This is a genomic window from Salinivibrio sp. ML198, assembly GCF_001996015.1.
Lineage (GTDB): Bacteria > Pseudomonadota > Gammaproteobacteria > Enterobacterales > Vibrionaceae > Salinivibrio > Salinivibrio siamensis.
This window is the reverse complement of sequence record NZ_MUEZ01000001.1, coordinates 35,203-52,142: the sequence shown is the minus strand read 5'-3', so window position 1 is coordinate 52,142 and position 16,940 is coordinate 35,203. Positions and strand designations below refer to the sequence as shown.

Below are 16,940 nucleotides of genomic sequence, written 5' to 3'. Positions count from 1 at the left end.
AGCCAACACAGGTTGGCTCCTTTTCGTACACAAAAGCAATGTGATGTCACCTTATAACAACTAAACCTACCGAGTTAATACTAAGCCTGTCAGTTTGCAATTAAATGCAACAAAAACAGGCTATTGTGTAAATGGAGTTGTGACATGCAACATACCCAACGTGAGAGGCTAGGATCGACCCCCGTATTCTCACCCGACAGAGATCTTTTTTTCTCATCGGAATACAAAACGGTCAGTGGAAAGGGAATTAGCCAAACGATTACGACACCCGCTATCTATGGTGAGCAACGCCAGAGCGTGTTCCAGCAAAAAATACAACAAGCATTCGCGGACGAAAAATCTAAAGGCGTCGAAAATCCGATTTTAATGGGGTCGATTCCGTTTGATGTATCTGAACCGTCTTGTCTCTATATTCCTGAATCTGTTGAGGTGACGGAGCACAACGCGGCAATGCCCGAACCCAATGGAATACTCGCAGGTGAGCCTTTACAGATATTGGCTAAACGTAGTGAACCCGATGAATCGTTGTTTAAACATGCGGTTGCAGAGGCCGTAAAAAAGTTTCAGCGCACTGAATTAGAAAAAGCCGTGTTATCTCGGGTACTGAACCTAGAGTTAAGTGATGCCATCTCCGCTGATGATGTGCTTTCACGTTTGATAAAACAAAATCCTACTGGCTTCCATTTTGCCATTCCACAGCAAGACCAATCGGTTTTACTCGGCGCTAGTCCTGAGCTTCTGATTCGGCAGCAAGGGACGTCTATTTTATCGAACCCATTAGCTGGTTCAGCGAAGCGTCAGGGTAATACGGATGCCGATCGACAGGTGAGTGATGCTCTGCTGAAATCGGTAAAAGATAGATATGAACACCGTCTGGTCATTGAAGAAATCGCTCAACAGCTGACACCGTATTGTCGCGAGCTAGACGTACCTACTGGTCCATCGCTGATTTCTACCCCGACTATGTGGCATTTGTCGACACGCATCGAAGGGCAACTTAATGGTTTGGGTGATGAACAGCGTAAGCCGTCGAACTATAACGTCCTGCAGTTAGCGTGCCTACTACACCCAACTCCGGCTGTTTGTGGTTTCCCCTTCACGTTATCACGCGATGCGATCAAAGAGCTGGAAGGCTACGAACGTGGCATGTTCACCGGCATGGTGGGTTGGTGTGATTCTCAAGGGAATGGCGAGTGGGCGGTCACGATCCGTTGTGGAAAGGTACGTGAGAACTCTGTTCGCTTATTTGCAGGAGCGGGGATTGTAGATGCCTCTTGTCCGCAGGCGGAATGGGCGGAAACCGAAGCCAAGTTAGGTACGATGCTCAATGCGTTCGGATTAGGTGAGAAGGGGGCTGCATGAGTATCGCCTTCACCTCATGGCCGCCTGAGCTTGCTGAGCATTATCGCCAGAAAGGCTATTGGACAGATGTGCCGATGACAGACATCTTAACGCGTCACCAACAGAACCCTACTGACCACCTAGCGTTGATTTGTGGCGAACGAAGCTGGACGTACCGTCAGCTTGAGCACGATGCTGAGCGGCTGGCTGTCTCCCTGTTGCAGCTTGGTGTACAACCTGGCGACACGGCGTTGGTGCACCTACCTAATGTCGCTGAGTTTTATATTACCTTTTTTGCCCTCATGAAATTGGGCGTGGTGCCAGTGAATGCGCTATTCAGTCACAACCAGCATGAACTCACTGTCTATGCTGAGCAAATCAGACCGACGCTGGCGATCGTTTCTTCAGGCCACCACTTATTCAGGCAAAGTACGTTTGCTCAAACCTTGAGTGAGCAGGTGACATCACTCAAGTTCTGCTTGGTTGATGGTGATGCGGACTTTGGCTATTCGCTCGCCGCAGCCATTGCGGGTACCTTGATGCCTTGTCATGCGTTCAGTAGTCAGGCGAAAAAAGCCGTCTCTTGGCCAGAGCTGAATGCCTCTGACGTTGCCTTTTTCCAGTTGTCTGGCGGCAGTACCGGTACCCCAAAACTGATCCCCCGAACGCATAATGACTACTACTACAGTGTCCGCGCCAGTGCAGAAATTTGTCGCTTAGACAGCGATACGGTTTATTTGTGTGCATTGCCTGCACCACACAATTACACCTTAAGCTCTCCTGGCGCGCTGGGTGTGTTTTATGCAGGGGGAACCGTGGTTTTGGCGGCAGAGCCCAGTCCAATGACATGTTTTCCATTGATTCAATCTCATCAGATTACCATGGCTGCGTTGGTGCCCTCTGCTGTTACCTTGTGGTTGCAAGCCGCGGCAGATGATCGCTCGGCGCTTAGTAGTCTGCAATGGCTGCAGGTTGGTGGTGCGCATCTTGGTGAGAGCCTTGCCCGTCGCATTTATCCTGAGTTGGGATGTCATCTACAGCAGGTGTTCGGTATGGCCGAAGGCCTAGTGAATTATACGCGGTTTGAAGACAGTGAGTGGCACGTTCTTCATACCCAAGGGCGTCCCATCAGCGACGATGATGAAATACGGATCGTTGATGAAAACGGCGACGATGTGCCGAGAGGAACTCCGGGTGCCTTGCTCACTCGTGGGCCATATACCTTCCGGGGCTATTACAACAGCCCAGAACATAATCGCGTTGCATTTGATAAGGATGGGTTTTACCGCTCTGGTGATGTCGTCGTGATGACCGAAGACGGTTACTTGATGGTGGTGGGCCGCGACAAAGACCAGATTAATCGTGGTGGCGAAAAGGTGGCGGCCGAAGAGGTCGAAAACCAGCTGCTGGCGGTGCCGGAGATCACGCAGGCTGCGTTGGTTGCCATGCCTGATAGCGTCATGGGAGAGAAAAGTTGTGCATTTATCGTGACGACTAACCCGAAGCTAAAACCTCTTACGATCCGAAAACACCTGCGCATGCGTGGTATCGCTGACTATAAACTCCCTGATCGGATCGAAAAAGTCGATGCCTTACCTATGACCCCTGTCGGAAAAATTGACAAAAAAGCGCTGCGTCAGCGGATTGCCAACCTACTAAAAAAACAGTCACAGCCTCAGCCCGAAAAGGACGTTTTATCATGACTATTCCTGCATTACCGACTTATACCATGCCTGCCGTCGAGGCCTTTCCAACCAACAAGGTGTCCTGGACGTTTGAGCCAGCGAAAGCGGCGTTTTTGATCCACGATATGCAAACTTATTTTGTGAGCTTTTATGAGCGCGATAGCGCGCTGATGCAAACGCTGCTCGATAATTTGGTGGCCTTAAAACACTTCTGCAAATCTCACGGTATTCCAGTGATCTACACGGCTCAACCCAAAGAGCAGAACATGGCAGATAGAGCGCTTCTCAATGATATGTGGGGGCCAGGTCTTAACAAATCGCCAGAACTGCAACAAGTCGTTGAGGCGTTAGCACCAGAAGAGGGAGATATTGTTCTCGACAAATGGCGTTACTCGGCGTTTCAGCGTTCACCTTTGGAGCATACGCTCAACGAACTAGGACGTGACCAGTTATTGATTGGGGGGATCTATGGTCATATAGGTTGCCTGATGACGGCAGTGGACGCTTTTATGCGTGACATTAAACCCTTCATGATCGGTGATGCCATTGCTGACTTTTCACTCGAAGAGCATCAAATGACACTCAAGTACGTGGCAGGACGAGCAGGTATGGTGATGTCAACGGCCTCGGTGATAGGTCAGGTGTCGAAAGCCGAGCCGCACGCGTTGCCTGATGTGCTCACTCACGGTGGTTTACTCGCCCGCATCGCGAAACTGGTCGACGAAGAGGAAGACGCGTTTGACCCGGATGAGAACCTGATCGATTACGGCTTAGACTCTGTGCAAATCATGGCGTTGATCACCGAATGGCGCAAGCACGGCGTTGAGATCAATTTTGTCCAACTGGCGGAGACGCCAACCTTCAATCACTGGTGGATGTTACTGGAGCAAGCACGAAATCAAGTGAATATGGAGGGACAAGTATGACACCGCTAAATACAGCTCAACATGGGTTATGGCTTGGGCACACTCTTAATGAAGATAAAGCGCTGTTTAACACAGCCGAATGTATCGTTTTTGACGGAAAAGTCGATGCAGACCTATTAGCGAGTGCCGCACGACAAGCAGTGGCGGAGAGTGAATGCCTCTCTTGCTACTACCGTAGTGAGAATCAACAACCCTATCGGGTTGCTACATCTGAACCAGTGGTATTTGAACGCGTCCACCTTGCAGCCTCCTGCGAACAAGATACTGAAATGGCAACAGTGCGCCGTTGGGCAACCCAAGATATGAAGCAGGCGTTTGATTTGGCGCACCAGTTGCCGTGCCGCTTTACGTTACTTCATGGGGAACACCAAGACTATCTGTATCACTGTGTTCATCACATTGCGCTAGATGGTTTCGGCACGACGCTTATCTTTCAACGTATCGCCGAGATTTACTCTCAGTTAATGGAGGAGAGAGCACCCACACCATCGCCTTTCGGTTCGTTTCAGGCTGTGCTGGATGAAGACCAGCAACGCCGAGACTCCGGCGCTTATGACAAAGCCCGTCAGTTTTGGCTCGACACCCTTGCTAAAAATGTGGCGCCGTCTTCTTACCGCCATGATATCGCGCCGATTTCTGCTCAATTTCATCGAGAGAGTTGTACGTTCAATGACACGCTATGGCAACAATGCCAGAGCCTCGCTGAGCATCATCAATTAACTTGGGTGGATTTATTTCTCGCTGCACTTTGTACGCACCTGCGTCATTACAGCGACAACGAACAAGTTGTACTGGGGATGATGGTGATGAACCGTTTAGGTTCAAAATCGTTGACGGTTCCTTGTATGCAAATGAACATCGTACCGCTGGTGGTCGATGTCGTCGCTGACGATGATTTGCTAGACGTTGCCAGAAAGGTTGCGGCGCACAAAAAGAAGATGCGTCGCTTTCAGCACTATCGCTACGAAGACCTTCGTCGGGACCTGAACCGGGTCGGTGGCGGCCAGCGATTGTTTGGTGCCTTGGTGAATATCATGCCGTTCGATCATCCTTTGCATTATGGCAACGTAGCGGCTAGCACGCTAAATCTAAGTGCTGGGCCAGTAGAAGATCTGACTATTGAATTGCACAGTAAGTCAGAAGGCGTGCCAGAAGTAGACATTGATGCCAACCCTGCAGTGTATGACAAAGGTGACCTCGCTGAGTTGCAACAAGAACTGATGAGCTTACTGACACACTGGCTTGCATCGCCGACACAAACGACGAGCTGTGTACTGGCAAGCTTACATGCGCAGGCGCGGCAAGATGCTGTTATATCAGGAGAAAACGACGCACGAACTCACACCCCTGCGGAGTCTGTACTGAATCAGATTCGCCGTCATGCAGCGCAGCAACCAGATGCCATCGCCGTGGAACAGGATGGAGTAGTGTTGACCTATGAGAGTCTGGTCAATAAGGCAGACACGATCGCTAGCGCTTTACGGGCACAAGGTGTGCAATCAGGAGAGCGAGTTGGAGTGGCACTAAGCCGATCGCTGTCTTGTATCACCACAGTGTTAGGAGTCATGTTCAGTGGTGCTGTATACGTGCCGCTCGATCCAGAGCAGCCGATTGAGCGTCAGCACCTGATTGTCGATCAGGCGGCGATCCGTATGCTGATTACCGAAGCGCAGTATCAACACTCCTTATCGGCCTTGCCTGTTACTGTTCAACTGGCGGGGCGTCTGCATAGCGAACCTGTCGCACTACCGGTTGTCGAGGCTGCTGACCCAGCTTATATCATGTTCACGTCTGGTTCGACCGGACAGCCGAAAGGCGTGGTGGTTAGTCATTCGGCGATGAATCATTTCGTCGCAGCGGCAGCTAAGCGTTATGACATCGCGGCGATCGATCGCGTCCTGCAGTTTGCGCCTTTCCATTTTGATGCCAGCATCGAAGAAATCTTCGTGACGCTGGGACAAGGTGCCACACTTGTGCTCCGCACTGATGCCATGCTTGAGTCAATGGCGAGTTTTTCTGATGCGATCACCGCTGAGCGGGTCACTGTGCTGGATTTGCCGACAGCGTTCTGGAATGAGTGGGTGGTGAGTCTACGAGCTGGCACTGCGACATTACCGAATACGCTGAAAGGCGTGATCATCGGTGGTGAAGCGGTTTATCCCGAGCCGTTAGTCCAGTGGAAGACAGCCGTCGAAGAGGCAGGGTTGACCAACCGCATCTGTCTATTCAATACCTACGGCCCGACAGAAACGACCGTGGTTGCAACGTGTAGTGAGTTGCAAGACGTTGATGGTCGTCATGGTCAATTACCTATCGGTCTGCCTTTGTCCGGCATCGACGTATTGGTGCTTGATGATCAGTTGCGCCCGACAACCACAGGCGAGCTGGTGATCCTAGGCGATACACTTGCGGATGGCTACCTCGGCCAAGCGCACCCTGCTTTTATCCGCATACTCGTGGGCGGGGTTGAGCGCCGTGCATACCGTACCGGTGATCGAGTGACACTCATTGATGGCCAGCTGATTTACCTAGGTCGCATTGATAACGAGTTCAAAATCAGTGGTTATCGCATTCAGCCGGGCGAAGTTGAATCCCACCTCCTTGCGCTTGATGGCGTGGAAGAAGCCTGTGTACAGGGGATGGTATTTGATAATGGCCTCCGTCGTTTGGTGGCATTTGTCGCTGGGAAGGGTTGTCAGAATGAAGATGCACTGGCGATTAAAACCGCGCTGCAGTCGAGTCTTCCACCGGCGATGATACCGACCGATTTTCGTTTCTTTGCCAACTTGCCGAAAACCCTCAATAACAAAATTGATCGCAATGCCTTGCTGGCCAGTTATGAGGGGGACAGTGTTGAATCGGTGTTAGCGAGTGAGACTGAAAGCCGAGTCGGTGCAATCTGGCAGCAGATCCTCGGGGTCAGCCTGATTCAGTCGCAGGATAACTTTTTTGAATTAGGCGGGCAGTCACTGCAGACCATTCAAATTGTTAACCGTCTAGGCGCCGAATTTGGTGTCAGTATCAAGGTGTCCGATGTATTTGATCGCCCCGTTTTGAATGAATTTTGTCGCTATCTCGATGAGATGCAGCAGCAGAGTGAAGACGAAGTGGAGATGGTGTGGTGAAGGCCGTGAAGCAGCAAACAGCAGTGACCTCCAGTGGTCAATTTGACAGCAAAGTGGTTTGGGTTACGGGGGCGGCTCGTGGCATTGGCTACGCGGTAGCTATACATTTCCATCAACTGGGTGCTCAGGTGATTGGCTTGGATAAAGACTTTGGGGCTGGGGGCGACACGGGCGCAACGTACCCGTTTGCAACTTATCATGTGGATATTGCTCATCCAGACCAGGTTAAAGCGGTTGCTCAGCGCATCTTATCAGATGTACCGGTGATCGATGTGCTCGCCAATGTGGCGGGTACCCTACGCATGGGAAAAACCGAGGAACTGACCGAAGACGATTGGCATACCTGCCTTAATGTAAATGCCTCCGGTGCTTTTTACTTATTCCAACAGCTGATCCCTGTATTTAAGCAGCAACGTCATGGTGCCGTGGTGACGGTCAGCTCGAATGCCGCCCATGTTCCCCGTCAGCATATGACAGCCTACTGTGCCTCTAAAGCCGCACTGAGCAGTCTAGCCAATTGTGTTGCGCTAGAGCTTGCCCCCTATGGGATACGCTGCAATCTGGTATCGCCGGGATCAACCGATACGCAGATGCAGCGCTCGTTGTGGCACAGCAAAGATGCCGAGCAGCGTACTATTGCGGGATTTCCTTCGCAATTCAAACTGGGTATCCCGCTAGGAAAGATAGCCCAACCTGAGGAAGTCGCGAACGTCGTCGTGTTCCTAGCATCAGATTTAGCCAGCCACGTGACAATGCAAGACATAGTGGTGGATGGCGGCGCAATTCTCAACGCGTGAAGACGACCCGTAGTGATATAGGAAAAACCATGACAGATATGATTTCATTTTTGGCGGATCTTGAGCGCAAAGGTATTCGGTTAGCACTGAATGAAAAAGGTCAGCTGGTTTCTCAGTGCAGCAAACAAGCGATGACGCCAGAAATCGGCCAGCAGATCCGTACTCATAAAGAAGCGATTATTCGGTGCTTACGCGCCCGTCAAGCGTATGAGCAGCCTATTCCGGTGCAAGACGATAAAACAGGACCGCTTTCATTTTCGCAGAGTGGTTTGTGGTTTATCGAGCAATATGAGGACAACTCGCACTTATATAATATGCCAGTGCATTTTCGCCTCACCGGTAAACTTGATGTTAATGCACTAGAATACGCGTTTGCTGCTTTGGTGGATAAACATGCCAGCTTGCGAACTCGATTTGTGCGTAATCGCCATGGAAAAGGCGAACAACATATAGATAACCAGACCGCGCTTACTGTGACGCATCATGATTTGTCCCACCTAGACAAAAAGTCGCGTGAAGAAGCCTTACTGACAAGGATCGAGGAAGACATATACCAGTCGTTTGATCTAGAGAAAGGCGCTTTGACTCGGGTCGAATTGATTCGACTGGATGAGGAAGAGCATTTGTTGATGCTCACCCAACATCACATCATTTCAGATGGCTGGTCAGTAAAAAACATGTTTGCCGATTTTAAGCAGGCTTTTTTGGCATACCAGAATAACCAGTTAGCACCGTTGAAACCGACTGCTGTCAACTACATCGATTACGCGCACTGGCTCAACTCTCCAGCCTTTCGCGATTATCACCAAGAATTTCGCCCGTTTTGGGTAGAGCGATTGAAAGGTATTCCTGAGGTTCATGCCTTGCCACTGGATAAACCGCGGCCTGCAAATCACAACAATGATGGCGCACTGGTATTTTCGACCATTTCTTTAGCTAAGTGGCAGCAATTTCAGCGGCTATGCCAACAAAATAGTTGTTCGTATTTTATCGGCCTACATGCGGTTTTCTCGCTATTAATGGCGCGCCTAGGTGGAGAAAAGGATGTCGTCATTGGAACACCTTTGGCGTACCGAGAACGCGCGGATATTGAAGATGTCGTGGGATTCTTTGTCAATACCATTGTGTTGAGGACACAGCTTGATGAAGATGCAACCTTTATCGATTACTTGCAATATTGCCGTGAGCAGGATTTGTCAGCGTTTGACCATCAGCTGTTTCGCTTTGAATCACTGAGTGAGGCCATTGGGGCTGATCGAACCACGGCACACAACCCTATTTTCCAGATTATGCTGGTTTATCAGGCAAAGGTCGACTTTAACGATTTGATCCCAGGGTGCGATGCGGTGGAAGAGCCGTCGCCAGTATTACCGGCTAAAACTGACCTGTCACTAAAAGTGACCGAGTTGGTAGATGGTGTCCGTCTCGAGTGGCTATACAGCAAAGGAATATTCGAACATCAGACGATTACCCGCTTCGCAGATATGTTTCTGCAGCTGTTAGACGGTATTCTCGCTGCTCCCGAAACAACAGTAATGGCCTTCCCGCTTGTGGAACAGGCGCACCAAGCCCAAATGGCAAGCGCCTTGGCTCGCTTACCAGCCCACATAGAGATGCCCACGTTGACGCATGAGCAAATCAGTCGCCATGCGGCAACGTGCCCGACTCGACTCGCGGTCACTGGGGTGGACGGTCACTTAAGTTATCAAGCGTTGGAAGAGGCAGCAAATCGTTTAGCCCACTACTTATTGGCACAATCCGCCCACCGTCAAGCGTCGGATGCTGAGACTAAAATAGGTGTTGTCGCCAGTCGAACAACCCAGTATGCGGTGTCGGTACTCGCTGTTTGGAAAGCGGGTATGAGCTATGTGCCGCTCGACCCAGCGTATCCAACCGCGCGACTACAGCACTTAGTTGATGATGCGCAGCTGTCGTTGATGATTGCGCCAGATGCGGATTTTTCGCAATCTCATCCGGCACTGACTGGTTGTGAAGTCATTGATCTCTCCGAACCATCCACTATAGAGAAACTCTCACTGGCAGCACCGACGTCGCCCTCACGCGCGGTCACGGAAAAGGACTTGGCCTATGTGATTTACACCTCGGGTTCAACAGGCCTGCCGAAAGGAGTAGAAGTCGAGCATGGCGCGTTTACGAACCTGCTAACCGATCATACCGCGCGATTAGCGCTGAATCACGATAGTGTGATGCTCAACCCAATGTCTTTGGCGTTTGATGCTGGAAACATGACTGCCATTCTCCCCCTGTTTGCGGGGGCTCATCTGGTGTTTGGTACGCCAGATGACACCTTGCTTGACCAGGCGGACTCATGTCGTGCAACACATATGATCAGCGCAACGGCACTGTTTGCCGCCATGGTTCCTCGGCCACTGCGTACACTTCATACCGTCGCGTTTGGCGGTGAAGCTTGTCCGGCCACATTGGTGAGTAGTTGGCAGGGCAAACTCCGCCTGCTCAATATGTATGGCCCGACAGAGTTCACTGTAACGGCATTGGTCAAAGAGCTTGAGCCTGGTGAGCCAGTGACCATCGGTCAACCTATCGATAATACACAAGCGCTGATCATAGACGAGCGAGGGCAGCTTTGCCCCGTGGGGGTGGCAGGAGAGCTTTGTCTTGCTGGTCTGGGGTTGGCTCGGGGCTATCTGAACCAACCAGATTTAACCGCAAGTGCCTTTGTAACCCTAACCGTCGCGGGACAGCGTGTACGTTGCTACCGAACGGGTGATAAGGCGCGATGGCTTAACAACGGCGACGTCGAATATCTGGGTCGGTTAGATCAACAGATCAAACTGCGTGGTTATCGAATAGAGTTGGCTGAAATTGAGAGTCAACTGGCCAAAGTCGCACCGCAACTTAATCAGGTCAGGGTCATTCTTGCCGGAGAGGGTGCGCAGTGCCAATTGGTTGCTTACGCGACACCACAACATGTGTCATGCCCCGAGCATTCGGTTGATCAAACGGGTGTGGATGTTGGTCAAATTCTGTCTGAGGCGACCCGAATCTTGCCTGAATATATGGTACCAGCAGAGCTTATTATGCTGGATGAACTGCCGCTGACGGTGAACGGTAAGTTGGACGTCAGTCGATTGCCAGCACGCCAACGGATAACACAAGCATATGCGCAGCCAGAAACAGAGATGGAAGCCGACGTACTTACTGTGTGGCGAGATGTGCTGAATACGGATCTGGGTGTGGAAGATGATTTCTTCCGTTTGGGAGGCGATTCAATTTTGAGTATACAGCTCAATACTCGTCTTCGTGATGCAGGCTTTCCTTGCACCGTAAAAGATGTTTTTGAAGCGAAAACAGTCCGTAAACTGTGCCGTACTCTTACCGCACGCGCTGTGACCGAGCAGGCCGTTGATGCCGAACAGGGGCAACTATCTGGCGAGTTTGATTTGCACCCTATTCAGCATTGGTTTGATGCTCAGCCTTTTACTCGGCCAGCGCATTGGAACCAAGCGGTAATTTTGGCTATTCCCAACATCGATACGGGTCGTCTCAACGAGATGATGTCAATGCTATTGGCACATCATGACGCACTGCGCCTACGGGTGACTGAAGAGGGAAAGACGCGTCGCCAGCGCTACCAAGCCTCTGTCACTGTGCCCGAGCTGAAAGAGCTGGATGCGTCCACCATGACTCAAGAGTCACTTTATGATGCGCTCACCACATTGCAGTCGCAGTTTGATCTGGTTAACGGCCCCATCATGGCTTGGGCTCGGATCCGTCACTTACCTGCCCAAGGAGAGCAGGAGCCGCAAACTGGTCTGTTTTTGGCATTCCATCACTGGGTCATTGATGCCGTCTCTTGGCGGATCATCGCTGATGATCTGAGGCGCTTATCACAAGGGTTGCCGTTGGCGAATAAAACCTCCAGCTATCGACAATGGGGAGAGGCGCTTCGAGACTATGCGAACCGTCACTCGGCACAGTTTGATTTTTGGTATCGTCAGCTGGATAACATCAGAAACGGTGGAGGCAGCACCTTGCCAGCGGTTCTTAACCAAGACCCAGATGGTCGTGTCGTTCCTAGCCAGGCGATGTTACAACTCGATCAAGCCAACACAGCGCGTTTGGTTGGTCCTGCAAATACTGCCTTTAATACCGAGGTGCGTGACTTGCTGTTATCGGCTTTGAGTATCACGCTTAATGAACTGGGCTGGGGAGAGCAAGCCACCGTGATGTTAGAGGGGCATGGCCGGGAAGAGATTGACGCGCAATTGGATGTCAGTCGCACCGTGGGGTGGTTCACTAGCACCTATCCATGCCGAGTTGCGGTGAGACCAACCTTGGCAGAAACCATCAAGCACGTTAAAGAAGCACTGCGTGAGGTGCCTGATAATGGGGTGGGGTTCAACGCCTTACGTTGCTTCCACCCTCAAGGTGAGCAGCTAACTTTCTCACCGATTGTCTTGAACTACTTGGGCCGTCAGACACAAAAGCACGATCAACCGGCTGAGCAATGGCGTCCTTTACCTATTGTGCCTGGACAGACCGCCTCACCGCTTAATCCTGGCGAAGAACTGCTCAGTTTGCATGGGGGGATCGATGATGGCCAGTTAACACTACGGCAGGTTGGCGTTTTAGATCAGACGCTTAGCGAGCAATTCATGGCAGCATTTAAAGCCAACCTGGTCAAGATCGTCCATGATTGTGAGCAGCACGCGACAATATATGGGCGTATGTTTACCCCCTCGGATTACCCGCTTGTGAGCCTTGCTCAAGGCGAGCTAGATAGACTGAGCGAGCGCTTTGATATTGAAGCGTTGCTGCCCGCATCATCACTACAGCAAAGCATGTTTGTTCACCAGTGTCGTTGCCCAGACGATGAGGCATACCTGTTGCAGACGCCGATTCGGTATCGTCAACCGGTGGATAGGGTGCGGTATCAGCAGGCTTGGCAGGCCGTTGTCTCGGCGTTTCCAGCCCTACGGACCGTGATGAGTGGCCCTTACGGCGCTGATAATCAGTTGGTACAAGTGGTTCAGCGTCAGATAGCTATGCCATTCGAATGGGTCGAACTGGCTGATGAGGAAGATCCTGCCACTCAGATTGCGTCCTATTGCCAGCAAGACAGTCAACGTGGTATCGCGCTTGATGGCGATGCTTTAATGCGTGTGCGTTGCTTCCGGCTTGCCGATGATGATATTCAAGTTATCTTCAGTTGCCACCATGCTGTCATTGATGGTTGGAGCGGTCCGCGTTTGTTTTCAGCGTTGCATCAGGCCTACGAGGCACTGAGTGAGCCCAATAATGGTCTGCCATCGACATTGTTGCCGGCGGATGAGGCCTATATAGCGCATGCAGAGTATGCTGCGAGTGCTCGTCCTGATGCGGCGGCGTTCTGGGCGAATAAAGCATTGACGACAGCCAAAGCCGACGATTTAACCCCGCTATTCGGTCCGGACTTTGCCTCTTTACCCATGCAGCGACAACCAGAAGTGGTTAGAACAGCACTCAATGAGCAAGAGCAGGCGGCATTGCAGCATTTTGCTCGTGAGGTCGGGGTAACCCACAGTACCGTGGCGCAATTTGCGTGGCACCGTCTGGTCGCACGTGAGTGCGGGCTGCCAAGCGACAAGACAACGACGATTGTTGGCAATGTTGTACCGGGTCGCGATGCGCCTGTGACGGGAATTGCTAACAGTGTTGGATTATATATCAACACGTTACCCTTGATCGTCGATTGGCAGAGTCACCTAACATTGGCTGATCAATTGCGTGCGCTGCAAGATGAAGCGATGGCACTGAATCAGCATGCGACACAGTCGCTGATCGAGTTACACGCTGGACGTCGTCGTTTGTTTGACAGTGTCTTTGTTTATGAGAATTACCCACGAGCAGAGGTGGATGATCACCAAGCGCACATGGTTCCCGGAGCTAACCTGTATCCTGAGTTTGGCGTTGCGTTTGAAAAAGTCGAGGTACCGCTCAGTTTGGTCGTCAATGAAGTAGGAGGTCAGCTGTCGCTGCGTTTCGAGTTTGATGGCGCGCAGGTCGAGCCATCCCGTGCTCGTGATGTGTTGGACCAATGGCGGGCGTCACTATTAGAAGTGTTTACCGCCGATCCGCAATACACCTTGGAACTTGACCCCGCAGAAGCTTTGCCTGAGGTATCGGTCGATATAGCGTCTCAGACAAAGCGCGATCAGCAGCCAAAAGAAGGTGTGAAGTCTGATTGTGCACAAGGCAGTCAGTATTCATCGGAAGTGGCGCGTTTGGTCAGCGAGGTGTGGCAACAAAGTACTCACCTTTGTGTCACCCCTAAGAGCCCGCATTGGTATCAGCCTTTATGCGTGTTAGGGATAAGCTCACTGGCGGCGATTGGGTTGGTGCAACGGCTCAATTATGCGCTGAACATGCACGATGTATCAGCGATGGGTGTCGCACAGTCGATAACGTTAGCGTTTTTGTATCAGCATGCGACACCAGATGCAATTTGCCGAGCACTCAGTGTGGGTCGCGCACAACCGCCAAAGAGTGAGCAACCTGTGATGGAGGCGACCGATGCGGGCGAATAATCAATTCAGTGAAGAGACAACCTGTTTAGCACCGATGCTGGAGGCCGCCCTCATGGAGGCGGCTACCTCAGGCCTCATTGCCATTGACTTTGGCGACCAATCGATCCGCTATGATCAACTATTGGTGGCGGTCAGTCAGGTGCAGCAGCGGTTAAACCAGGCTGGATTGCAGCCTGGTGATCGCGTTGGCATACATTTAATGCGCTCGCCAACCCTGATAGCGACCTTATTGGCGTGTGTGTTTTCAGGTGTGGCCTTTGTGCCGCTCGACCCGCTGTTTCCTGCTGGGCGATTAAGAGAGATCGCCGATGAGGCGAAGTTAAGCGCGGTGATAGAGGCAAACAGCGATGGGGCAGCGCCAATTGCGTTTGACTGTCCTGTTATCACCTTGGGTCTTGTTGAGGAGTGTGTAGCAAACGAAAGTGGCCTGACGCCATTACACTTACCTTTACTGAGTCCGCAAACCACCGCCTATATTATGTTTACCTCTGGTTCAACCGGTAAGCCGAAAGGAGTGGTGATCAGCCACCAGGCAATGGCGACTTTTTTGTCTGCCGCTGTGACGCGACTCAACCTTGATGACAAGTGCCACTGGCTACTGATCACGACCATTGCGTTTGATATCTCGATATTGGAGATTTTTGCGCCTTTGTTGGTTGGTGGTCGCCTATGCCTCGCGAATAGTGAGGAGCACAAAGATCCCCATCTTGTCGCGACGATGTTAACACGTCATCCATCGTTAAATACGCTTCAAGCAACACCGACGTTTTGGCGAATGATGATCAATACTGGTTGGAGCGGAAAGACAGGCCTAAGGGCATTGATAGGAGGGGAAGCATTAGATGCTGGATTGGCGGAACAGCTAATGGCGCGTTCGAGGATACTTTGGAACTGCTACGGTCCGACAGAAGCCACCGTGTGGTCAATGATGTCAGAAGTAAAAACCGCGCACCAGATCACCATTGGGTCTAGCCTAGTGGGATATGCCCATTGCGTGCTGGATGACGAGGGGCAGCCTGTCGATTTAGGGCATGAAGGGGAGCTATGTATCTCAGGTAATGCACTCAGCGATGGTTACTGGCAAAGGGATGACCTGACGGCGCGTCAGTTTATTACGCGCAATGATGGTCGGCGTTATTACCGTACCGGCGATATCGTTCGGCGGCTGGCGGATGACTGTTATCAATATATTGGCCGTCAGGATAGTCAGATTAAACTGCGTGGCTACCGGATTGAATTAGGAGAAATCGAAGCGCGTCTCCGCGAGTTAGATACGGTGCTTGATGCAGCGGTGAAACTAGAGGGAGAAGGTGAGAATCGTATTCTCGTTGGTTATATAGAGCAAGGTGAATACGGCACCGCCTACACGCCGGAGATGACGCGTCTGCAATTGCGAAAAGCACTGTCCCCTCATTTACCCGGTTATATGATCCCCACTCGTTTTGTCTGGCTGGCGAGCTTGCCGAAAACGGCGAGTGGAAAGGTTGACCGCAAACAATTAACGGCGAGCTAACTCGGCTCACGACGGAAAAAACCGCCGAAAGGCGGTTTTTCAAACGGTAACACGACGTTTATTCGCTCAGTGGCTCAGCGTTGGGCTTATTGACCAATTCAGCAATATCATCCATGACTTTAAGTGCAGCGAGCGGGCCACCGACTGAGGTCCACAACGAACCATCAACCGGTGCAAAGCGACCTGCTTCAATGGCGCTAAGTTGGCGGAATGCTGGGGTGCTTTCTGCTTGTTTCATCGCGTCAACCGCGTCACCAGACGCGCTGAGTGTACCAATTACCATCCAATCACCATCTAGTACATCAAGTGCTTCCAAGCTCAGTGACATGGAATGGGTATGGCCTGGATCCTGCTGGTCGCTCGGGCGCTTCATGCCAACATCGGCGATCACCTGACTGGCAAAAGAATCCCGGAACATGTACGCCGGCCCTTTCGGATTCCAGCGCACGACACTGATGGTTTGCCCCAGTTTGTCGCCAATCGCTTGTTTTGTTTTTTTCACATGGGCGTGGTAGCGCGTCATAAAGGCTTCGGCTTCGGTTTGACGGTTTAGAATAGTCGCAGTGCGCTTAAATACCTTTTTCCAATTTTCACCGTAGTCAAATGTGACCACTGTTGGTGCAATTTCGCTTAGCAGCGCAATCACTTCAGGTCGATTGGGCGCGGTTAAGATTAAATCTGGCGCGAGCTCTAGAATGCTTTCTAAGTTTGGCCGAGACAGCCCACCGACGACCTGGATTTCATCGTCAATGACAGGTTTTAAATATCGAGGTAAAGACGACTGGCCGCGGCCATTGACCGTACCAATTGGGGTGAGGCCTAACGCGAGGGTGGTATCTAAGTCGATTTCGCTTAGCGTAATGATGCGTTTAGGCTGTGCAGGGATCGCAACACGCTCTCCATACGCATTCTCGACTGTACGGGTTTCGGCGGCACTGGCTTGGTTCACCATGCAGAACAGAGCGAGGGCCGTAAAAAGGCTTCTCAGCAAAATAATGCTCCTTA

At 51.4% G+C, this 16,940-nt stretch carries 8 protein-coding genes; 7 read left to right on the top strand and 1 reads right to left on the bottom strand.

What is annotated here, in order from left to right:
• Positions 1-144: 144 nt before the first annotated feature.
• The 7 genes from BZG25_RS00200 to BZG25_RS00170 are packed head-to-tail and all read left to right on the top strand — an operon-like array spanning position 145 to position 15,935.
• Complete coding sequence (locus BZG25_RS00200) at positions 145-1,362, top strand: isochorismate synthase MenF (protein WP_077638274.1); 1,218 nt, start codon at positions 145-147, stop codon at positions 1,360-1,362.
• Positions 1,359-3,044 (top strand): (2,3-dihydroxybenzoyl)adenylate synthase, encoded by a 1,686-nt coding sequence (locus BZG25_RS00195; protein ID WP_077638273.1) that lies wholly within the window; start codon positions 1,359-1,361, stop codon positions 3,042-3,044. The genes BZG25_RS00200 and BZG25_RS00195 overlap by 4 nt, the downstream gene beginning before the upstream one ends.
• Positions 3,041-3,952 (top strand): isochorismatase family protein, encoded by a 912-nt coding sequence (locus BZG25_RS00190; protein ID WP_077638272.1) that lies wholly within the window; start codon positions 3,041-3,043, stop codon positions 3,950-3,952. The genes BZG25_RS00195 and BZG25_RS00190 overlap by 4 nt, the downstream gene beginning before the upstream one ends.
• Positions 3,949-7,077, top strand: coding sequence for a non-ribosomal peptide synthetase (locus BZG25_RS00185; RefSeq protein ID WP_077638271.1), 3,129 nt, complete (start codon positions 3,949-3,951; stop codon positions 7,075-7,077). The genes BZG25_RS00190 and BZG25_RS00185 overlap by 4 nt, the downstream gene beginning before the upstream one ends.
• Positions 7,078-7,082: 5 nt before the next feature.
• Positions 7,083-7,874, top strand: a complete 792-nt coding sequence (dhbA, locus tag BZG25_RS00180) for a 2,3-dihydro-2,3-dihydroxybenzoate dehydrogenase (protein ID WP_241828613.1) — start codon at positions 7,083-7,085, stop codon at positions 7,872-7,874.
• Positions 7,875-7,903: 29 nt separating this feature from the next.
• Positions 7,904-14,422: a non-ribosomal peptide synthetase gene (locus tag BZG25_RS00175; RefSeq protein ID WP_077638270.1), complete on the top strand. Its 6,519-nt coding sequence runs from the start codon at positions 7,904-7,906 to the stop codon at positions 14,420-14,422.
• Positions 14,409-15,935: an amino acid adenylation domain-containing protein gene (locus BZG25_RS00170; protein WP_108743999.1), complete on the top strand. Its 1,527-nt coding sequence runs from the start codon at positions 14,409-14,411 to the stop codon at positions 15,933-15,935. Before BZG25_RS00175 ends, BZG25_RS00170 begins: the two co-directional genes overlap by 14 nt.
• Before the next feature lie 58 nt (positions 15,936-15,993).
• On the opposite strand, the gene BZG25_RS00165 is transcribed toward BZG25_RS00170, so the two are convergent.
• The gene (locus BZG25_RS00165) at positions 15,994-16,926 is read right to left on the bottom strand and encodes an iron-siderophore ABC transporter substrate-binding protein (protein WP_235606031.1); all 933 of its coding nucleotides are present in this window, start codon (positions 16,924-16,926) and stop codon (positions 15,994-15,996) included.
• Positions 16,927-16,940: the final 14 nt, after the last annotated feature.